The following is a 19,609-nucleotide window of genomic DNA, read 5'->3' as shown; positions in this document are numbered from 1 at the left end:
GCTGGCAGTGTTCGCGAGTCTAGGGGGTTCACAGGAGCGGCATGTTGATTTGCATCAAGGGTGGTTGGGCCTCTGCGCTGAGATTGTGTTCGCCAGGGATGACGCCATCGCGAGCAAGCTCGCTCCTACATTTGCTCGATGTCGTGCACAAAATTTGTGTACACCGGAGATCAACTGTAGGAGCGAGCTTGCTCGCGATGGGCGCGCCGCCGATTTAATGCCCCATCAACCAATGCTGATGCGGCCCCGGCAGCGTCCAGATGCCAAACAGCATCACCAACAATCCGCCGCTCATGCGCACACTTTTTTTGCGCAAGAGTGCCGTAACCCGCTCGGCGGCCAGGCCAGTGGCAAGCAGCACCGGCCAGGTACCGAGCCCGAAGGCGAGCATCAGCAGCGCGCTGTCCAGGGCATTGCCCTGGCTGGCGGACCAGAGCAGCGTGCTGTAGACCAAACCGCATGGCAGCCAGCCCCAAAGTGCGCCCAGCAACAAGGCACGGGGCAGGCTCGACACCGGCAGCAAGCGGTTGGCAATCGGCTGGATATGTTTCCAGAGGCCGCGTCCGAGGCTTTCGATACGGGTCAGGCCGCTCCACCAGCCAGCCAGGTACAGGCCCATGGCGATCAGCAGCAGTCCGGCAAGAACTCGCATGAGCATCGCCGCCGGGCTGCTGGCGACTGCCCAACCCGCAAGTCCGATCAGCAGGCCTGCCGTTGCATAGCTGAGAATTCGTCCCAGGTTGTACGCCAGCAGCAGGCGAAAGCGTCGGCTGCGTTGCTCCTTGGGAATTGCCAGGGTCAGCGCGCCCATCAGGCCGCCACACATCCCCAGACAATGACCGCCACCCAGCAAGCCGAGGATCACTGCGGAAATCAGAAGCGGAGCCAGCTCAAGCATGGGGTGGGGCCTTGTCTTTTGATTGGGACGCAGTGGCGGCAGGCGGGTGGCCACTGGCTTCGTCGACGGCGGCCTGATGGTTCGGGTCCTGGTCGTCGAACAGAATGCTGTGGGCCGGGCCGTCGAGGTCGTCGTACTGACCGCTGTCGACCGCCCAGAAGAAGATGTAGATAGCGATGGCCACGATCAGCAGCGCGGCCGGGATCATCACGTAGAGAGCTGGCATGTGAACTCCATGCCCGCGCGGCTCAGGCCGGCAGCGGGCGGGTTGCTGGGGTGGTGTTGGCGGCTGGCGTTCTCGGCATGCGAGTCAGACGCAGCGCATTCAACACCACGGTCAACGAACTGAGCGACATGCCGATCGCCGCCCAGACCGGCGTGATCCAGCCGAGGGCGGCGAACGGCAACATGAGGCCATTGTACAGCCCGGCCCACAGCAGGTTCTCGATGATTACCCGGCGCGTGCGTCGAGCCAGGCTGAACGCTTGCACCAGCGCGTCAAGGCGATTGGACAGCAGCACCGCATCGGCGCTGGTTTTCGCCAGATCGGTGGCCGAACCCATGGCCACGCTGATATCCGCGGCGGCCAGCACCGGTACGTCGTTCACCCCGTCGCCAAGCATCAACACCTTGCGACCTTCTTTATGCAACTGTTGCAGCACTTGCAGCTTGTCATCGGGACGCAGACCGCCACGGGCCTCGTCGATGCCCAGCTCAAAGGCGACGCTGGCGACCATCGGTGAGCTGTCGCCGGACAGCAGCAGCGTGCGCCAGCCACGGGCCTTGCAGGCGGCGAGCAGGGTGGGAGCGTCGGCCCGCAAGCGGTCGTCAAGGACGAACCAGGCCAATGCGCCCTGGCTATCGCCGAGCAGCAGCCATTGGCCTGGCTCATCGGGCATCGCCGGTATCGAGCAGCTGCTGAGCTCACAAACAAACACCGGTTGGCCGATCCGCAGTCGCTGCTCACCTACCAGGCCTTCAAGGCCCAGCCCCGGCGTGCTGAGGACTTCTTCGGCGGCCAGGGGCGCGCGGCCAAAGGCACGGGCGATCGGATGTTCTGAGCGGTTTTCCAGAGCAGCGGCAAGGCCCAGGCACTGGTCACTGTTCAATGCGCCCAGTGTTCGGATCGAACGCAGCGCCAGACGACCTTCGGTGAGGGTGCCGGTCTTGTCGAAAATGACCGTGTCGATCTGGTTCAGGCCTTCGAGCACATGACCGCGAGTCAGCAGCAGGCCGAGTTTGTGCAACGTGCCAGTGGCGGCGGTCAGGGCGGTCGGCGTGGCCAGGGACAAGGCGCAAGGGCAAGTGGCGACCAGCATCGCCAGGACGATCCAGAATGCCCGGGATGAATCCAGCTCCCACCACAGCAGGCCAATGGCGGCGGCTGCCATCAGTGAAAGCAGCAGGAACCATTGCGCGGCGCGGTCGGCGATTTCCGCCAGTCTGGGTTTTTCGGCCTGGGCACGCTCCAGCAGACGGACAATGGCTGACAAGCGTGTGTCTTGACCCAAGGCCAGCACTTCGACGGTCAACGCGCCTTCGACGTTCAGGGTGCCGGCAGTAACCGCGTCGCTCACGGTGCGCGGCTGTGGCAAGTACTCGCCGGTCAGCAGCGACTCATCGATGCTCGACTGGCCGTCGAGGATCCTGCCGTCGGCCGGCAGAATGGCCCCGGGATGCACCAGCACCCGGTCACCCAGGCGCAATTCGCTGAGCAGGATGCGCTCGCTCTGACCGTCATCGCTCATGCGCAGGCAAGAGGCGGGGAGTAAATTGACCAGCTGCGCGGTGGCGGCGGCCGTGCGCTCTCGGGCGCGGCGCTCCAGATAACGACCGGCCAGCAGGAACAGTGCAAACATCCCGACCGCATCGAAATACAACTCGCCCGCTCCGCTGATCGAGGTCCAGATACCGGCGATGTACGCGCTGCCAATCGCCAGCGATACCGAGACGTCCATTGTCAGGTGGCGGGTACGCAAGTCGCGTATGGCGCCTTTGAAGAAGGGCACGCAGCTGTAGAAAACGATCGGGGTGGTAAGGAACAGCGCGACCCAACGCAAGATGGTGTGCAGCTCGGGGCTCAGGTCGATATTGAATTCCGGCCAGGTGGCCATGGTCGCCATCATTGCCTGAAACCACAGCAGGCCGGCGACGCCCAATTGTCGCAAGGCCAGGCGGTTTTCGCTGGCCAGTTGTTCGGCAGCACGGTCGGCCTGATACGGATGCGCGGCATAACCGATGTGCCGCAGTTCTCCGAGCACCTTGCTCAGCGGCAACTGGCTATCGGCCCAGCGCACGTGCAGCCGATGGTTGGACAGGTTCAGCCGCGCTTCGGCCACCGCCGGCAGGCTGCGCAAGTGTTTCTCGATCAGCCAGCCGCAAGCGGCGCAACTGATGCCTTCCATCAACAGGGTGGTTTCGGCGAGGTCGCCTTCGTGGCGGACAAAAGGTTCCTGCACATCGGCGCGATCGTACAGCGCCAGCTCGTCCACCAATTGCACCGGCAAGGCTTCGGGGTTGGCTGAGGCCTCACTGCGGTGGCTGTAATAGCCTTCCAGACCACCGGCGACAATCGCCTCGGCCACAGCCTGACAGCCAGGGCAGCAAAGCTCGCGGGTTTCGCCGAGAACGACTGCGGTAAACCGGCTGCCGGCAGGAACCGGCAGGGCGCAGTGATAGCAGGGGGTTGGCGTGGTCATGGGGCGTTGTCCGATGATCGTTCCCACGCTCTGCGTGGGAATGCCTCCCCGGACGCTCCGCGTCCGCTTCGGCTGGGACGCGGAGCGTCCCTGGCTGCGTTCCCACGCAGAGCATGGGAACGATCAGGGTAAGGCTTACTTCTTCAGGTCTTCGGCACCCTGCAGCGGTTCATCACCGAGCAGCAGGTCTTTGTCGTGGTTGACTTGTTCTTCCTCGAACATGCGCCAGGTCTTGTCGTCCTGCACACCGAGCAGTTCGACGAAGCGCCGGCCTTCGACCTTGTCGCTCAACTGGCCGATATAGCGGCCCTGTTCGGTTTCGCTGCGAGTCAGGGTGATCCTGCGATCCTTCTCTGGCTGGGTTGGCGAGATCAGGTTCAGCTCCAGGGTTTTTGGCTGGCTGTTGCCGCTCAGGCGCAGGTCGACTTCGCCGGTCACCTCATCCAGATGCACGCTGGCGCGCAGCAGCAGGGCCTGAGCCAGCAGCTCACGGTCCAGCGAGCGGTTGATGCCTTTACCGGCCTCGTAATAGTTGTCGTTGACCAGGTTGTCCGGGTTGTTCACCGCGATGGTCACCATGGACAGGGTCAGGGTGACCGAACAGGCCAGAATACCGATGATGATCCACGGCCAAAGGTGCTTGTACCAAGGGCTTGTGGCAGTTGCTGCGGGCATGGTGACTTCTCTCAACGAATTTGTGGGCCGATGAATCGGCTCTTGGCTTCAACATGGACATCCGCGTCATCGGCATCCTTGAGAGTGAATTTCACCTCGTTGGTACTCGACGGCAGTTGTTCCGGCGCGCTCGATAACTCGACCGGCATGCTGAAAATCTCGCCGGCGCTGACCTTGATCTCACGCTTGCCTTGCAGCTTGAGATCCGGCAGGCCAGAGGCTTCAAGCAGGTAAGTGTGGTCGCGCTGGTCTTTGTTCATGATTTTCAGGCTGTAGACGTTTTCGATCCGCCCCTCGGCGTTCTCGCGATAGAGCACGCGGTCCTTGCTGACGTCGAAACCGACCAGCGAACGCATGAAGAACGCCGTCACCAGCAGGCCGATCATCGTCAGCAATACCAGTGCATAGCCGATCAGGCGCGGGCGCAGTTTATGGGTTTTTTGCCCGGAAAGGTTGTGTTCGGTGGTGTAGCTGATCAGCCCGCGAGGGTAGTTCATCTTGTCCATGATGGTGTCGCAGGCGTCGATACACGCGGCGCAGCCGATGCATTCGATCTGCAGGCCGTCGCGAATATCGATGCCGGTCGGGCAGACTTGAACGCACATGGTGCAGTCGATGCAGGTGCCCAGCCCCATTGCCTTGTAGTCGGCGTCTTTCTTGCGCGGGCCGCGACCTTCACCGAGACGCGGATCGTAGGAAACGATCAGCGTGTCCTTGTCGAACATCACGCTCTGGAAGCGCGCATACGGGCACATGTAGATGCACACCTGCTCGCGCAGCCAGCCGGCGTTGCCGTAAGTGGCGAGGGTAAAGAAACCGACCCAGAAATACGACCAGCCATCGGCCAGGCCAGTGAAGAAGTCGATGGTCAATTCACGAATCGGCGAGAAGTAACCGACAAAGGTCATGCCGGTGACAAAGCCGATCAGTAGCCAGAGGCTGTGTTTGCTGAACTTGCGCAGGAACTTGTTGGCGCTCATCGGCGCCTTGTCGAGCTTGATGCGCTGGTTGCGGTCGCCTTCGGTGACCTTTTCGCACCACATGAAGATCCAGGTCCAGACGCTTTGCGGGCAGGTATAACCGCACCAGACGCGCCCGGCATACACCGTGATGAAGAACAGGCCAAAGGCGCTGATAATCAGCAGGCCAGAGAGCAGAATGAAATCCTGAGGCCAGAAGGTCGCGCCGAAGATAAAGAATTTGCGCTCCGGCAGGTTCCACCAGACGGCCTGATGAGCGCCCCAGTTCAGCCAGACCGTACCGAAATACAGCACAAACAGTGCGGCACCGCCCGCCATCCGCAGGTTGCGGAACAAGCCGGTGAAGGCGCGCGTGTAGATTTTTTCCCGAGAGGCATAGAGATCGACGCTGTTATTCGGGTTTTTGGCAGGCGGGGTAACGTCGTGTACCGGAATCTGGTTGCTCATCGTTGCATCCCACGGCAGTGGAAAAATGCCTCGGTCAGTACATGCCGACCGCGGTCAGAAAGTGTGTTGCAGTGGCGCAATGATACGCCTGTAGCTCTAGATCAAGGGTGCGACCCTTGGTCGCGTTGGGTAAAACCAATTGATGGTGTAGTGACTTGAATCAATTGACTTATGAATTATGGCCGAAAGTTAGCGTACGCGTTGCGTCGCTTTGGCCTGTCTGGAGGTCCCGATCCTTCGTAGCAACTGCCGAGCCCGCGAGGCTGCATTCTGCCCGTAGCAGTTGACGAGTGGTGCGAGGCTACGTTCGACTGCGCAGCAGTCGTAAAGCCAGGTACCGCGGTGCGTCAGGTTGATTGAGGGGGGGACTCTACGACTGCTGCGCAGCCGAACGCAGCCTCGCGGGCTCGGCAGCTGCTACGGGCCGAACGCAGCCTTGCAAGTTCTGATCGCCAACGAGTGCCACCATCGGCCCCCAAACAAAACGGCCCCGCCAATCTTCACTGGCGGGGCCGCTTGTTGTTGCGATCAAGCGTTTGACTTACTTGGCGTCAGCCGCCTTGTCACCGTGGGACAGGCTGTAAACGTAAGCGGCCAGCAGGTGAACCTTGTCGTTACCTTGCAGTTGCTCCTGGGCAGGCATCTGGCCCTGACGGCCGTAGCGGATGGTCTGCTGCAGTTGAGCGAAGCTCGAGCCGTAGATGAACGCCGCCGGGTGAGTCAGGTTAGGTGCGCCCATCGCTGGGGTGCCTTTACCTTCCGGACCATGGCAAGCCACGCAGTTGGTGGCGAAGAGCTTCTGGCCAGCGACCGGATCAGCCTTGGCGCCTTCCGGCAGTTTGCGGCCATCGAGGTTGGTCAGCACGTAAGCAGCAACGTCGCTGACGCCTTGCTCGCCAATCACTTCGCCCCATGCTGGCATCATCGCGTGGCGGCCACCCATGATGGTGGTCTTGATGGTTTGTGGCTCGCCGCCCCAACGCCAGTCTTCGTCGGTCAGGTTAGGGAAGCCATAAGCACCCTTGGCGTCGGAACCGTGGCAGACCGAGCAGTTGGAGGCGAACAGGCGGCCACCCATCTTCAAGGCTTGTGGGTCTTTAGCGACTTCTTCGATCGGCATGGCAGCGTACCTGGCGAAGATCGGACCGAACCTGGCGTCCGATCTGGCCATTTCCTTTTCCCATTCGTGCACGCCAGTCCAGCCGGACTGACCATTGGCGAATGCGGTCTGCTTGTCGTTGTCGAGGTAGCTGTAGCCTGGCAACAGGCCTTTCCAGTTTCCCAGGCCCGGGTACAGCGCCAGGTAGCCCAGGGCGAAAATGATGGTGCCGACGAACAGCATGAACCACCATTTCGGCAGCGGGTTGTCGTACTCCTCGATCCCGTCGAAGGAGTGGCCAACAGTCTCTTCGGTGGCTTCGCTGCGCTGGCCCTTACGGGTGGACAGCAGCAGCCAGGTCAGGGCGAAGATGGTACCCAGACTGAGGACTGTGACGTACAGACTCCAGAACGTAGTCATTCTTTGTTACTCCTAGAAGCTTGCTCGACGTGCTTGATGGCTTCGGGATCATCCGCGAAAGGCAGCAAGGTCGCGTCTTCAAACTCCGACTTGCGTTTGGGGCTGAACACCCACAGCGCCAGACCGATAAAGGCCACCATCACGACAACGGTGCCCAGGCCACGAATCATCCCGATATCCATCTAAATCACCGTTTGCTTTTGATGATGGTGCCCAGGCCTTGCAGATAGGCCACCAGCGCGTCCATTTCGGTTTTGCCCTTCACCGCATCCTTGGCGCCGGCGATGTCTTCGTCGGTGTAAGGGACGCCGAGCGTGCGCAAGACTTCCATTTTTTTCGCGGTGTCTTTGCCGTCGAGCTTGTTTTCCACGAGGAACGGGTAAGCCGGCATTTTCGACTCAGGCACTACGTTGCGCGGGTTGTACAAGTGCGCACGCTGCCAGTCATCGGAGTAACGACCGCCGACCCGGGCCAGGTCCGGACCGGTACGCTTGGAACCCCACAGGAACGGGTGATCCCAGACGCTTTCACCGGCAACCGAGTAGTGGCCATAGCGTTCGGTTTCAGCGCGGAAGGGGCGGATCATCTGCGAGTGGCAGCCGACACAACCGTTGGCGATGAAAATGTCACGGCCTTCAAGTTCCAGCGCTGGACGCGGCTTCATGCCTTCGACCGGTTTGTTGGTGACGTCCTGGAAAAACAACGGAACGATTTGGGTCAGGCCGCCGATGCTGACGGCGATGACCATGAAGAAGGCCAGCAGGCCGATATTCTTCTCGACTACATCATGATTCATCAGTGAGCTCCAACTACAGCGATCTGAGCGGCGGCTTCAGCTTCAGCCGGGTTCGAGGCGCGTACGGTACGGAACACGTTGTACGCCATGAACAGCATGCCGCTGGCAAAGAACGCACCGCCCAGGGCACGAACGATGTAACCAGGGTGGCTGGCTTGCAGCGCTTCGACGAAGGAGTAGGTGAGGGTGCCGTCATCGTTGATTGCACGCCACATCAGACCCTGGGTGATGCCGTTGACCCACATCGAAGCGATGTAGAGCACGGTACCGATGGTCGCGAGCCAGAAGTGGGTGTTGATCAGGCCGACGCTGTGCATCTGTGCACGACCGAACAGTTTCGGAATCATGTGGTAGATGGCGCCGATCGAGATCATCGCAACCCAGCCCAAAGCACCGGCGTGTACGTGGCCGATGGTCCAGTCAGTGTAGTGGGACAGCGAGTTGACGGTCTTGATGGCCATCATCGGGCCTTCGAAGGTCGACATGCCGTAGAACGCCAGGGAGACGACCAGGAAACGCAGGATCGGGTCGGTACGCAGCTTATGCCAGGCGCCCGACAGGGTCATCATGCCGTTGATCATGCCGCCCCAGCTTGGCGCCAGCAGGATGATCGACATCGCCATGCCCAGGGACTGTGCCCAATCCGGCAGAGCGGTGTAGTGCAAGTGGTGCGGACCGGCCCAGATGTACAGGGTGATCAGTGCCCAGAAGTGCACGATCGACAGGCGATAGGAGTAGATCGGACGCTCGGCCTGCTTGGGTACGAAGTAGTACATCATCCCCAGAAAGCCCGTGGTCAGGAAGAAGCCCACGGCGTTGTGGCCGTACCACCACTGGATCATCGCGTCAGTCGCACCGGCATAGGCCGAGTAGGACTTGAAGAGGCTGACCGGCAGGGAGGCGTGGTTGACGATGTGCAGCATGGCCGTCACGACAATGAAGGCACCGTAGAACCAGTTACCGACATAGATGTGCTTGGTCTTGCGCTTGACGATGGTTCCGAAGAACACCACAGCGTAGGTGACCCAGACGATAGCCAGCAGGATAGCCAGAGGCCATTCCAGTTCCGCGTATTCCTTGGTGGTGGTGTAACCCAGCGGCAAGGTAACGATCGCGCCGACGATTACCGCCTGCCATCCCCAGAAGTGGAAGGCGGCCATGCTGTCGGAAATCAGTCGCGTTTGGCAGGTTCGCTGCACGACGTAATAAGAAGTGGCAAACAGTGCACAACCACCGAAGGCGAAAATCACCAGGTTGGTGTGCAACGGGCGTAGGCGTCCGAAAGTCGTCCACGGCAGGCCAAAGTTAAGTTCTGGCCATACGAGCTGTGAGGCGATGAAGACACCGAGCCCCATGCCAAGGATCCCCCAGACCACCGTCATGATGGCGAACTGGCGGACTACCTTATAGTTATAAGCAGTCGGACTGATTGCTGTGCTCATTCTAAGGTTCCACGGTTTGGGTGTTTTATTAGGAGTAAAAATCGGTCGCAAGTATGGAGAAAGCAGGGTGTCATTGCAACGCGCCATGACCTGGGTCAATGCTTCCCGACGCTGATTCTGCGGCCTTTCCATGCGCCGCGTAAGGACAAAAATGCCCTCGGAAAAAATGTCGCAGTGGATGAAAAAGGCGAGGGGTGCAGGTTAGTTGTAACGAGGTGTGTTGAAACGAGAAGATCAGGTGACAGGCGGTAATTTGCACGACAGCCGGTATAAACCAGCCTTTGCGGCCTGTCATCGAGCAGAATCGTCGAACCCATCGGTTACAGCTTGCCTGTGACCGACATGTGCCAGTCCACTGACGGGCAAGCTTAGACCCGAATCCTGAGAGTGGAAAGGCGGACCATTTGGGGGGTGCGACACTTGGTCGCGTAGAGGCAGGGAACTACCGCATCCTGAGCGGATGCGGCAGCGAAGCAGTCACCGGTTATTCGCTTTTGCTTTCAGTACGCTCCTGTTCATCAGTACTGCGCGACAGGCTGAAAACATACGCGGCCAGCAGTTGCACCTTGTCGTTGCCGAGCAGTTCGTTCTGCGCCGGCATATGGCCCTGGCGGCCATGACGAATGGTCTGTTGCAGTTGCGCCAGGCTTGTACCGTAGATAAATCCGGCCGGTTGCGTCAGATTCGGCGCTCCCATGGCTTCAGTGCCCTGGCCGTTTGCCCCATGACAGGCTACACAGGTGGTGCTGAATACTTGCTGTCCGGCTTGCAGATCGGCGCCGCTGTCGGCAGGCAATGGCAGCCCTGCCAGCTCATGACGGACATAGGCCGCCACGTTCTTGACTCCCGTTTCACCGAGGATTTCACCCCAGGCCGGCATGGCCGCCATGCGACCGCCCATGATGGTGGTTTTGATCGTGTCGGCGTTGCCGCCCCAGCGCCAGATGTTGTCGGCGAGGTTGGGGAAGCCGAACGCGCCCTTGGCATCCGAGCCGTGGCAAACCGCGCAGTTGGAGGCAAACAGGCGACCTCCCATCTTCAATGCTTGCGGATCTTTGGCGACGTCTTCCAGGGGCATAGCGGCGAATTTAGCGAAGATCGGACCGAACCTGGCGTTGGCCTTGTCCATTTCCTTTTCCCATTCGTGTACGCCGGTCCAGCCGTTTTCATAGCCCGGCAGCACGCCTTTCCAGTTGCCCAGGCCGGGGTAGAGGACCAAATAGCCCACGGCAAACACCAGGGTGCCGGCGAAGAGCATGAACCACCATTGCGGTAACGGGTTGTCGTACTCCTCGATGCCGTCGAAGCTGTGGCCCATGGTCTGGTCGACACTGCCTTTGGTTTCGCCCTTGCGCGTACCGATCAATAGCCAGGTCAGACCGATCAGGCTGCCAATGGTCAGTACGCAGATGTACGTACTCCAGAAGGTGGTCATGGCCGAATGCTCCTTGTCGCGTGCTCTTCGAATTGAGCGTCATCAGGTTGAAGGCCGGGCGTTTGCACACCGGGCATCGGTTCGTCGGCAAACGGCAGCAGGCGCGCCTGAGCGAACTCAGGATTGCGCCTGGCGTTGAAGACCCAGAGCGACAGGCCGATGAAGGCGATCATCACCACCAGAGTGCCGAGGCCGCGGATCATTCCACTATCGAGTTCAAAACCCATGGCTCACCTCTTGCTCTTGATCGCAGTGCCAAGCACTTGCAGGTAAGCGACCAGCGCGTCCATTTCGGTCTTGCCCTTGAGTGTCTCGGTGGCGCCGGCAATGTCGGCGTCGGTGTACGGGACGCCAAGGGTGCGCATCACCCGCAGCTTGGTTTCGGTGTGGCTGCTGTCGAGCGGATTGGCCACCAGCCATGGGTAAGCGGGCATCTTCGATTCCGGCACCACGTTGCGCGGGTTGTACAAGTGCGCGCGGTGCCAGTCTTCGGAGTAGCGACCGCCGACCCGGGCCAGGTCTGGCCCCGTGCGTTTGGAGCCCCAGAGGAACGGGTGATCCCACACGCTTTCCCCGGCCACCGAGTAGTGGCCGTAGCGCTCGGTTTCGGCGCGGAACGGACGAATCATTTGCGAGTGGCAACCGACGCAGCCTTCGCGGATATAAATGTCGCGACCTTCCAGTTGCAAGGCGGTATAGGGCTTCATGCCCTCGACCGGTTTGTTGGTCACGTCCTGAAAGAACAGCGGGACGATCTGGGTCAGACCACCGATGCTGACGGCCAGAACCATCAACAGCAGCAACAGGCCGACGTTTTTCTCGATTGTTTCGTGTTTCATGGCGGACTCCTCAGGCCATCTGCGCCGCGGTGGCGACTTCGGCAGGCTCGGCAGCGCGCACGGTGCGCCAGGTGTTGTAGGCCATCAGCAACATGCCGCTGAAGAAGATCGCGCCCCCCACCAACCGCACGACGAAGCCTGGATGGCTGGCTACCAGGGTTTCGACGAAGGAGTAGGTCAACGTGCCGTCTTCATTGACTGCGCGCCACATCAGGCCCTGGGCGATGCCGTTGACCCACATCGAGGCGATGTAGAGCACGGTGCCAATGGTTGCGAGCCAGAAGTGCGCGTTGATCAGACCGATGCTGTGCATGGCCGGGCGGCCGAAGATTTTCGGGATCATGTGGTACAGCGCGCCGATCGAGATCATCGCTACCCAGCCCAGAGCGCCAGCGTGAACGTGGCCGATGGTCCAGTCGGTGTAGTGGGAGAGGGCGTTGACGGTCTTGATCGCCATCATCGGCCCTTCGAAAGTCGACATGCCGTAGAACGCCAGGGAGACCACCAGGAAGCGCAGGACCGGGTCGCTGCGCAACTTATGCCAGGCGCCCGACAGGGTCATCATGCCGTTGATCATCCCGCCCCAGCTGGGCGCCAGCAGAATCAACGACATCACCATGCCCAGTGACTGTGCCCAGTCCGGCAGTGCGGTGTAGTGCAGGTGGTGCGGGCCGGCCCAGATGTACAGGGTGATCAGTGCCCAGAAGTGCACGATCGACAAACGATAGGAGTAGACCGGACGCTCGGCCTGCTTGGGCACGAAGTAATACATCATCCCGAGAAAGCCCGCGGTGAGGAAGAAGCCCACGGCGTTGTGGCCGTACCACCACTGAACCATGGCATCGGTCGCCCCGCCGTAGAGCGAGTAGGACTTGGTCAGGCTGACCGGAATTTCCAGATTGTTGACGATATGCAGAATCGCCACGGTGATGATGAACGCACCGAAGAACCAGTTCCCGACATAGATGTGCCTGGTCTTGCGCTTGATCAGCGTGCCGAAGAACACATAGGCGTAGGCGACCCAGACGATGGTGATCAGGATGTCGATCGGCCATTCCAGCTCGGCGTACTCTTTGGAACTGGTGTAACCCAATGGCAAGCTGATGGCCGCCAGCAGGATCACCAGTTGCCAGCCCCAGAAGGTGAATGCGGCGACTTTCGGTGCAAACAGCTGCGTTTGGCAGGTGCGTTGTACTGAATAGAAGGAACTGGCAAACAGCGCGCAGCCACCGAAGGCGAAAATCACCGCATTGGTGTGCAAGGGGCGCAGGCGACCGAAACTGGTCCACGGCAGGTTGAAGTTGAGTTCGGGCCAGACCAATTGGGCAGCGAGAAAAACCCCGAGTCCCATGCCGACGATGCCCCACACCACCGTCATAATGGCGAATTGGCGGACCACCTTGTAGTTATAGGCGGTACTGATAGAAGTGTTCATGGTTCCCCATCCACGGTTCAGCTGAAGTGAAAGCGCCTGCGCACGGCAACGGCGCGCTCACTTCTTCTGGAGTTATAGGCAGACTAAAAGCGAGGCAAGCATGGACAAAGAGCACAAGGCCAGTATTGACGGGGATCAATGGGGCAAGTGCCTGCGGGATCACGGCTGGCTGTGGAATGCCGCGCAACTATCCGCTGCGACGGCTGAGCCGCTGACGCTGATCCTGGCCCACGGTGCCGGTGCGCCGATGGACAGCAGCTTCATGAGTGACATGGCCGCACGCCTTGCCGGGCGCGGGATCAACGTGCTGCGCTTTGAGTTTCCCTACATGGCCCAACGACGCCTGGACGGCGGTAGACGCCCGCCTGATCCAGCGCCGAAACTGCTGGAATGCTGGCGCGAGGTGTATACCCAAGTGCGACGCCATGTCGCTGGGCGTTTGGTCATCGGCGGCAAGTCCATGGGCGGGCGCATGGCCAGTTTGCTGGCGGATGAATTGCAGGCGGATGCGCTGGTGTGTCTGGGGTATCCGTTTTATGCGGTGGGTAAACCGGAAAAACCTCGAGTCGAGCATCTGGCCGAATTGAGAACCCCGACCTTGATCGTTCAGGGTGAGCGGGATGCATTGGGTAATCGGCAGGCGGTGGAGGGTTATGTATTGTCGCCGAGCATCGAGGTGATGTGGCTGGTGGCGGGGGATCATGACCTTAAGCCGTTGAAGGCCTCGGGCTTTACCCATGAGCACCATTTGGAGTCTGCTGCCAAAAAGGTCGCCGAATTTCTCCGTTAAGTGATCATTCCCACCCTCCGCGTGGGAATGCCGCCAGGGACGCTCCGCGTTCCGCTTCTGGATGTGACGCAGAGCGTCACGCGATGCATTCCCACGCAGAGCGTGGGAATGATCGGTAGGGGTGCATCTGTCAGCGGTTAAAGCGTTCCACCAACGAATACTGGGTATTCGCTGTACGGGTCAACTCTTCACTGAGCAGTGCCGAGTTTTGCGCTTGTTCCGAGGTCTGATCAGCCAGCTGCGCGATGGTGCTGATATTGCGGCTGATCTCTTCAGCCACGGCGCTTTGTTCTTCGGTCGCAGCTGCAATCTGAGCGGTCATGTCGGTGATGTTGGCCACCGCTTCGCTGATGCCCACCAACGCCTTGTCGGCCTCGAGTACCCGCGCGACACCTTCTTCAGCCTGGCGATGGCCGGCGTCCATGGTTTGTACGGCGGTGCTGGCGGTCTGTTGCAGTTTGGCGATCAAGCTGTGGATCTGCCCGGTGGACTCACTGGTACGTTGCGCCAGTTGCCGTACTTCATCGGCAACCACCGCAAAGCCACGCCCCATTTCCCCGGCGCGGGCCGCTTCGATAGCGGCGTTCAAGGCCAGCAGGTTGGTCTGGTCGGCGATGCCTTTGATCACATCGACCACGCCGCCGATTTCATCGCTGTCTTTGGCCAGTTGGGTTACCGTGGCGCCGGTTTCACCGACCACCTGGGACAGACGCTGGATGGCTTCGCGGGTTTCGCCGGCGACGTCGCGGCCGCGACTGGTCAGGCGATTGGCTTGCTGAGTGGCGTCGGCGGTGCGCTGGACATGGCTGGCGACTTCCTGAGTGGTGGCAGCCATCTGGTTGACGGCAGTGGCCACTTGCTCAGTCTCAACCCGCTGGCGCTCCAGCCCGGTGGAGCTCTTGTGGGCCAGGGCGTCGGATTGACGGGCTTGCTCGTTCAGGTGCTCGGCGGTGTCCTGGAGGCGGGTCAGGCAGGTTTTCAGGCGTGCCTCCTGGCTGAGAATGGACATCTCCAGGCGTGCCTGGGCGCCGCGACTGTCGGTGTACATCTGTGCGATCAGCGGGTCCGAGGTGGTCTGTTCAGCCAGGCGCAGCAAGCGCTTGAGGCCACGTTGTTGCCAGCTCAAACCGAGCAGACCCAGCGGCACCGAGAGCCCGGCAGCCAGGGCGAAGCCCCAATGGGAGTTGAGCCAGATGCCAATCAGAAAGCTGAGCTGGCTGACCAGAATGAACGGCAACCAGTCTTGCAGCACCGGCAACCATTTATCACTTTGAGGAATGGCCGACTTGCCCTGGTTGATACGTTGGTAGAGCGCTTCGGCGCGGTGGATCTGTTCGGCGGTGGGTTTGACCCGTACCGACTCGTAACCGACCACCTGATTGCCTTCGAAAACCGGTGTGACATAGGCGTTGACCCAGTAGTGGTCACCGGATTTACAGCGATTCTTGACAATGCCCATCCAGGGCAAGCCTTGCTTCAGAGTGCCCCACATGTGCGCAAACACCGCTGCCGGGACGTCTGGATGACGTACCAGGTTGTGCGGTGCACGGATCAGTTCCTCACGAGAAAAACCACTTATTTCAACGAAAGCGTCGTTGCAGTAGGTAATCACGCCTTTGGCATCGGTGGTGGAAATCAACCGTTGCTGAGCCGGGAAGGTACGTTCACGTTGTGTAACGGGTTGGTTGTTACGCATGGTTTTTCAATCCGCAAGGCTTTGTCAGGTTGTCGGCAGTGCCTGGGGATTATTGAAAATATTTTTCAAAAATCGGTGGTGCGTCTCAGGTGAGCGGTTTGCGCCTTGAAATGGATAGTGAATGGACTGTTGCAGAATTTTGCGCAGAGTCGGCCAAGTTGTTCTTCCTGACCGACAATGGTACTGAAGCTCATGTTATCTGGTACTTCAGTACCTGTTTGATCCGGTAATGTCTTACCCCGCCAGCATCGGATAAGTAAACAGCCCGAAGTGCAACAGATTCAAACCAAAGTGCGTGGCGATTGCCGCGCTCAGTCCGCCAAAACGGTAGGCCAGGCCGTAGCCGACTCCGGCAATACTCGCCAGCAATACCCATTGCCAGCCGGCGCCCAGATGCACCAGGCCAAAGAGCAGCGCCGCGCATATCAGTGCAAGGGTTTCGCCATAAGGCAGCTGTTTGAAGCGCTGGCTCAAACCGCCCTGAATATAGCCACGAAACAGGGCTTCTTCGACCAGAGTCACCAACAGCAGGTTGTTCAGTACCCAAAGCCAACCTTGATCCGGCCACTTCGGTTCCCAATGAATGATGCCCAGCAACACCGCACCACCGAGCGCGGCCAGTGCACTCAGGGTCAAGGCCAGGGCGGTCGCGTATAGCGAAAGACGCAGGGAGCGCCGTCCGACAATCCATGGGCATACCAACAACAGCCAGAAGCCAATCAGCGGTTTGTCCAGATTGAGGTACATCGAGAACGGCACTGCATCTTCGGTAAAGACTTCGGGGCCAATGACGCTACCGTTGTAGAAGCCCGGTAGCCAATGCAGAGCCAGCGCGAGGGCCAGTACCACGAACAAGCCGTGTCCGAGATAACGGCCATAACGGCTCTTTTGCTGGCGCACGGCAAAACCTGCGAACAGCAGCAAGGCAACGGCGATCAGTGCTTGCACCTCCAGTTGTCCGGCAAACATTGCCAGGCTGTAGCCGATGCAGAGGAGTGCCAGATAAAGCCATGGCAAAGCGATCATGTGAAGTCCTTTCAGGCGGGAGTCTTACCTTAAAAAGCTGGAGCGGTCTGAGTCGCCCGGATCGTCCGAATGTGCCCGAACCTATCGGGGGCGCAATTATAAACAGAGGAACACTCGCATCAGCCAAACAAAAACACCGCCCGAAGGCGGTGTTTCAGGTGAGGTGGAATTACGACGCGATCAACTGCCGCAACACGTAATGCAGAATCCCCCCCGACTTGAAGTACTCAACTTCATTCAAGGTGTCGATCCGGCACAGCACTTCGATCTTCTCGCTGCTGCCGTCTTCACGGGTGATCACCAGTGTGAGGTTCATGCGCGGTTGCAGTTCGACGCCGGTCAAGCCCTGAATATCCAGGGTTTCCTTGCCTGTCAGTTTCAGGCTCTTGCGGTTCTGATCAAGTTTGAACTGCAACGGCAGTACGCCCATGCCCACCAGGTTGGAGCGGTGGATACGCTCGAAACTCTCGGCGATCACCGCCTTGACCCCCAGCAGGTTGGTGCCCTTGGCTGCCCAGTCGCGGCTTGAGCCGGTGCCGTATTCCTGACCTGCGATCACCACCAGTGGAGTGCCGGCTGCCTGATAACGCATAGCCGCATCGTAGATCGGCAGTTTTTCGCCGGTGGGGATGTAGATCGTGTTGCCGCCTTCTTCGCCCCCAAGCATTTCGTTGCGGATACGGATGTTGGCGAAGGTGCCGCGCATCATCACTTCATGGTTGCCGCGACGTGAGCCATAGGAGTTGAAGTCGCGCGGCTCCACACCCAGTCCGCGCAGGTAGCTCCCGGCAGGGCTGTCGGTCTTGATGTTACCGGCAGGGGAGATGTGGTCGGTGGTCACCGAGTCGCCGAGCAGCGCCAGAACCCTCGCGCCCTTGACGTCTGCGACTACCGGCAACGGGCCTGCGATGTCATCGAAGAACGGTGGATGCTGGATGTAGGTGGAGTCCTGCTGCCAGACATAGGTCGCCGCTTGCGGGACTTCGATGGCTTGCCATTGTGCGTCACCGGCAAACACTTCGGCGTATTCCTTGTGGAACATTTTGGTACTGACCTGGGCCACCGCGTCGGCGATTTCCTTGGCACTGGGCCAGATGTCGCGCAGGTATACCGGCTGGCCATCGGTACCGATACCCAGCGGCTCGCTACTGATATCGATCCGCACGCTGCCAGCCAGGGCGTAGGCCACCACCAGCGGTGGCGACGCCAGCCAGTTGGTTTTTACCAGGGGATGCACGCGACCCTCGAAGTTGCGGTTGCCGGACAATACCGAGGCGACGGTCAGGTCTGCCTTTTGAATGGCCTTTTCGATTGGCTCCGACAACGGCCCGGAGTTACCGATGCAGGTCGTGCAGCCGTATCCGACCAAGGAAAAACCCAGTTCATCGAGATACTGGGTCAGGCCCGCGGCGTTGTAGTAGTCGGTGACGACTTTCGAGCCGGGTGCCAGGGAACTCTTGACCCAGGGTTTGCGTTTGAGGCCTTTCTCCACGGCTTTTTTCGCCACCAACCCGGCTGCCATCATGACGCTGGGGTTGGAGGTGTTGGTGCAGGAGGTGATCGCGGCAATCACCACGGCGCCGTTTTTCAAGCGATAGGTCTGGCCTTCATAGTCATAATCCGCTTCGCCTACAAATTCAGCGCTGCCCACCGCGACGCCACCGCCGCCTTCGCTTTCCAGGCGACCCTCTTCTTTGCTGGTGGGTTTGTATTGCAGGCCGAGAAAGTCGGTAAAGGCCTGGCCGACGTTCGGCAGCGAGACCCGGTCCTGTGGGCGCTTGGGGCCGGCCAGGCTGGCCTCGACGCGGCCCATGTCCAGCGCCAGGCTATCGGTGAATACCGGTTCTTTGCCGGGCAAGCGCCACAGGCCCTGAACCTTGCTGTAGGCCTCCACCAGTTTTACGGTTTCAGTCGACCGGCCGGACAAACGCAGGTAGTCCAGGGTGACGTCATCCACCGGGAAAAATCCGCAGGTAGCGCCGTATTCCGGGGCCATATTGGCAATGGTTGCGCGGTCCGCCAGCGGTAAGTCGGCGAGGCCGTCGCCATAGAACTCGACGAATTTGCCGACCACGCCTTTCTTGCGCAGCATCTGTGTGACGGTCAGCACCAGGTCAGTGGCGGTGATGCCCTCCTTGAGCTTGCCGGTCAGCTTGAAGCCGATCACTTCCGGAATCAGCATCGACACCGGTTGGCCGAGCATCGCGGCTTCCGCTTCGATACCGCCGACACCCCAGCCGAGTACGCCGAGGCCATTGATCATAGTGGTGTGGGAATCTGTACCGACCAGTGTGTCCGGGAAGGCATAGGTACGGCTGTCTTCATCCTTGGTCCAGACCGTGCGGCCGAGGTATTCGAGGTTGACCTGGTGACAGATCCCGGTGCCCGGTGGCACCACGCTGAAGTTGTCAAAGGCGCTTTGGCCCCAACGCAGGAAGGCATAACGTTCGCCGTTGCGCTGCATTTCGATGTCGACGTTCTGTTTGAACGCACTGGCACTGGCAAATTTGTCGACCATCACCGAGTGATCGATCACCAGGTCCACCGGCGACAGCGGGTTGATGCGTTGCGGATCGCCGCCGGCCTTGGCCACGGCGGCGCGCATGGCAGCCAGGTCGACCACCGCGGGTACGCCAGTGAAGTCTTGCATCAGCACCCGCGCCGGACGGTACTGAATTTCCCGGTCGGAGCGGCGTTCCTTGAGCCAGGCCGCGAGGGCCTTGAGGTCGGCGCCGGTAACGGTTTTTTCGTCTTCCCAGCGCAGCAGGTTTTCCAGCAGGACTTTCAACGACATGGGCAGTTTGTCGAGATCACCAAGAGACTTGGCGGCTTCCGGCAGGCTGAAATAGTGATAAGTCTTGTCGTCGACTTTTAATGTTTTAAGGGCTTTCAGGCTATCGAGGGACGGCATTGAATGACTCCTTTTAGTCCG

The 19,609-nt window shown here is 60.1% G+C and carries 17 protein-coding genes; 1 reads left to right on the top strand and 16 read right to left on the bottom strand.

What is annotated here, in order from left to right; genetic code table 11:
• Positions 1 to 214: 214 nt before the first annotated feature.
• The 13 genes from AC07UI_RS09990 to ccoN (AC07UI_RS09930) all read right to left on the bottom strand — a co-directional run bounded on the left by AC07UI_RS09990 (position 215) and on the right by ccoN (AC07UI_RS09930) (position 13,165).
• A complete protein-coding gene (locus AC07UI_RS09990; protein WP_494992334.1) occupies positions 215 to 898 on the bottom strand; it encodes a sulfite exporter TauE/SafE family protein in 684 nt (227 codons plus the stop codon).
• Positions 891 to 1,124: a cbb3-type cytochrome oxidase assembly protein CcoS gene (gene ccoS / locus AC07UI_RS09985; RefSeq protein WP_494992333.1), complete on the bottom strand. Its 234-nt coding sequence runs from the start codon at positions 1,122 to 1,124 to the stop codon at positions 891 to 893. Before ccoS ends, AC07UI_RS09990 begins: the two co-directional genes overlap by 8 nt.
• Positions 1,125 to 1,146: 22 nt before the next feature.
• Entirely contained in the window at positions 1,147 to 3,597 is a 2,451-nt protein-coding gene (locus AC07UI_RS09980; protein ID WP_494992332.1) for a heavy metal translocating P-type ATPase, read from the bottom strand.
• A gap of 135 nt (positions 3,598 to 3,732) precedes the next feature.
• The gene (locus tag AC07UI_RS09975) at positions 3,733 to 4,272 is read right to left on the bottom strand and encodes a FixH family protein (protein ID WP_494992331.1); all 540 of its coding nucleotides are present in this window, start codon (positions 4,270 to 4,272) and stop codon (positions 3,733 to 3,735) included.
• Positions 4,273 to 4,283: 11 nt separating this feature from the next.
• Entirely contained in the window at positions 4,284 to 5,699 is a 1,416-nt protein-coding gene (gene ccoG / locus AC07UI_RS09970) for a cytochrome c oxidase accessory protein CcoG (protein WP_494992330.1), read from the bottom strand.
• A 541-nt stretch (positions 5,700 to 6,240) separates the two neighbouring features.
• A complete protein-coding gene (gene ccoP, locus AC07UI_RS09965; RefSeq protein ID WP_494992329.1) occupies positions 6,241 to 7,218 on the bottom strand; it encodes a cytochrome-c oxidase, cbb3-type subunit III in 978 nt (325 codons plus the stop codon).
• Positions 7,215 to 7,400, bottom strand: coding sequence for a CcoQ/FixQ family Cbb3-type cytochrome c oxidase assembly chaperone (locus tag AC07UI_RS09960; RefSeq protein ID WP_003175465.1), 186 nt, complete (start codon positions 7,398 to 7,400; stop codon positions 7,215 to 7,217). Before AC07UI_RS09960 ends, ccoP (AC07UI_RS09965) begins: the two co-directional genes overlap by 4 nt.
• Before the next feature lie 5 nt (positions 7,401 to 7,405).
• Positions 7,406 to 8,014, bottom strand: a complete 609-nt coding sequence (gene ccoO / locus AC07UI_RS09955) for a cytochrome-c oxidase, cbb3-type subunit II (protein ID WP_494992328.1) — start codon at positions 8,012 to 8,014, stop codon at positions 7,406 to 7,408.
• The gene (ccoN, locus tag AC07UI_RS09950; protein ID WP_494992327.1) at positions 8,014 to 9,456 is read right to left on the bottom strand and encodes a cytochrome-c oxidase, cbb3-type subunit I; all 1,443 of its coding nucleotides are present in this window, start codon (positions 9,454 to 9,456) and stop codon (positions 8,014 to 8,016) included. The genes ccoO (AC07UI_RS09955) and ccoN (AC07UI_RS09950) overlap by 1 nt, the downstream gene beginning before the upstream one ends.
• 484 nt (positions 9,457 to 9,940) lie before the next feature.
• Positions 9,941 to 10,891 carry a cytochrome-c oxidase, cbb3-type subunit III gene (gene ccoP / locus AC07UI_RS09945; RefSeq protein ID WP_494992326.1) on the bottom strand — a complete coding sequence of 317 codons (951 nt, stop codon included), beginning with the start codon at positions 10,889 to 10,891 and terminating at the stop codon, positions 9,941 to 9,943.
• Positions 10,888 to 11,118 (bottom strand): cbb3-type cytochrome oxidase subunit 3, encoded by a 231-nt coding sequence (locus AC07UI_RS09940; protein WP_494992325.1) that lies wholly within the window; start codon positions 11,116 to 11,118, stop codon positions 10,888 to 10,890. Before AC07UI_RS09940 ends, ccoP (AC07UI_RS09945) begins: the two co-directional genes overlap by 4 nt.
• A gap of 3 nt (positions 11,119 to 11,121) precedes the next feature.
• A complete protein-coding gene (gene ccoO, locus AC07UI_RS09935) occupies positions 11,122 to 11,730 on the bottom strand; it encodes a cytochrome-c oxidase, cbb3-type subunit II (RefSeq protein WP_494992324.1) in 609 nt (202 codons plus the stop codon).
• 10 nt (positions 11,731 to 11,740) lie between these two features.
• A complete protein-coding gene (gene ccoN / locus AC07UI_RS09930; RefSeq protein WP_494992323.1) occupies positions 11,741 to 13,165 on the bottom strand; it encodes a cytochrome-c oxidase, cbb3-type subunit I in 1,425 nt (474 codons plus the stop codon).
• 100 nt (positions 13,166 to 13,265) lie between these two features.
• Here ccoN (AC07UI_RS09930) and AC07UI_RS09925 point away from each other — a divergent pair, with 100 nt between their 5' ends.
• The gene (locus tag AC07UI_RS09925; RefSeq protein WP_494992322.1) at positions 13,266 to 13,955 is read left to right on the top strand and encodes an alpha/beta family hydrolase; all 690 of its coding nucleotides are present in this window, start codon (positions 13,266 to 13,268) and stop codon (positions 13,953 to 13,955) included.
• 130 nt (positions 13,956 to 14,085) lie between these two features.
• Here the strand turns inward: AC07UI_RS09925 and AC07UI_RS09920 are convergent, their stop codons facing one another.
• The 3 genes from AC07UI_RS09920 to acnA form a co-directional block, all read right to left on the bottom strand.
• Positions 14,086 to 15,651 (bottom strand): methyl-accepting chemotaxis protein, encoded by a 1,566-nt coding sequence (locus AC07UI_RS09920; protein WP_494992321.1) that lies wholly within the window; start codon positions 15,649 to 15,651, stop codon positions 14,086 to 14,088.
• 234 nt (positions 15,652 to 15,885) lie between these two features.
• Complete coding sequence (locus AC07UI_RS09915; protein ID WP_494992320.1) at positions 15,886 to 16,677, bottom strand: CPBP family intramembrane glutamic endopeptidase; 792 nt, start codon at positions 16,675 to 16,677, stop codon at positions 15,886 to 15,888.
• 169 nt (positions 16,678 to 16,846) lie between these two features.
• On the bottom strand, positions 16,847 to 19,588 hold the full coding sequence (gene acnA, locus AC07UI_RS09910; RefSeq protein WP_494992319.1) for an aconitate hydratase AcnA: 2,742 nt from the start codon (positions 19,586 to 19,588) through the stop codon (positions 16,847 to 16,849).
• Positions 19,589 to 19,609: the final 21 nt, after the last annotated feature.

The organism is Pseudomonas sp. GW821-FHT04C07 (assembly GCF_059420325.1).
Note: the sequence above shows the minus strand (reverse complement) of the source record. Positions and strands in the feature narration are given on the sequence as shown.

Excerpts from the sequence above, each read along its gene's own strand:
- AC07UI_RS09990 (WP_494992334.1), bottom strand. The coding sequence starts at position 898 with ATGCTTGAGCTGGCTCCGCTTCTGATTTCCGCAGTGATCCTCGGCTTG.
- ccoS (WP_494992333.1), bottom strand. The coding sequence starts at position 1,124 with ATGCCAGCTCTCTACGTGATGATCCCGGCCGCGCTGCTGATCGTGGCC.
- AC07UI_RS09980 (WP_494992332.1), bottom strand. The coding sequence starts at position 3,597 with ATGACCACGCCAACCCCCTGCTATCACTGCGCCCTGCCGGTTCCTGCC.
- AC07UI_RS09975 (WP_494992331.1), bottom strand. The coding sequence starts at position 4,272 with ATGCCCGCAGCAACTGCCACAAGCCCTTGGTACAAGCACCTTTGGCCG.
- ccoG (WP_494992330.1), bottom strand. The coding sequence starts at position 5,699 with ATGAGCAACCAGATTCCGGTACACGACGTTACCCCGCCTGCCAAAAAC.
- ccoP (WP_494992329.1), bottom strand. The coding sequence starts at position 7,218 with ATGACTACGTTCTGGAGTCTGTACGTCACAGTCCTCAGTCTGGGTACC.
- AC07UI_RS09960 (WP_003175465.1), bottom strand. The coding sequence starts at position 7,400 with ATGGATATCGGGATGATTCGTGGCCTGGGCACCGTTGTCGTGATGGTG.
- ccoO (WP_494992328.1), bottom strand. The coding sequence starts at position 8,014 with ATGAATCATGATGTAGTCGAGAAGAATATCGGCCTGCTGGCCTTCTTC.
- ccoN (WP_494992327.1), bottom strand. The coding sequence starts at position 9,456 with ATGAGCACAGCAATCAGTCCGACTGCTTATAACTATAAGGTAGTCCGC.
- ccoP (WP_494992326.1), bottom strand. The coding sequence starts at position 10,891 with ATGACCACCTTCTGGAGTACGTACATCTGCGTACTGACCATTGGCAGC.
- AC07UI_RS09940 (WP_494992325.1), bottom strand. The coding sequence starts at position 11,118 with ATGGGTTTTGAACTCGATAGTGGAATGATCCGCGGCCTCGGCACTCTG.
- ccoO (WP_494992324.1), bottom strand. The coding sequence starts at position 11,730 with ATGAAACACGAAACAATCGAGAAAAACGTCGGCCTGTTGCTGCTGTTG.
- ccoN (WP_494992323.1), bottom strand. The coding sequence starts at position 13,165 with ATGAACACTTCTATCAGTACCGCCTATAACTACAAGGTGGTCCGCCAA.
- AC07UI_RS09925 (WP_494992322.1), top strand. The coding sequence starts at position 13,266 with ATGGACAAAGAGCACAAGGCCAGTATTGACGGGGATCAATGGGGCAAG.
- AC07UI_RS09920 (WP_494992321.1), bottom strand. The coding sequence starts at position 15,651 with ATGCGTAACAACCAACCCGTTACACAACGTGAACGTACCTTCCCGGCT.
- AC07UI_RS09915 (WP_494992320.1), bottom strand. The coding sequence starts at position 16,677 with ATGATCGCTTTGCCATGGCTTTATCTGGCACTCCTCTGCATCGGCTAC.
- acnA (WP_494992319.1), bottom strand. The coding sequence starts at position 19,588 with ATGCCGTCCCTCGATAGCCTGAAAGCCCTTAAAACATTAAAAGTCGAC.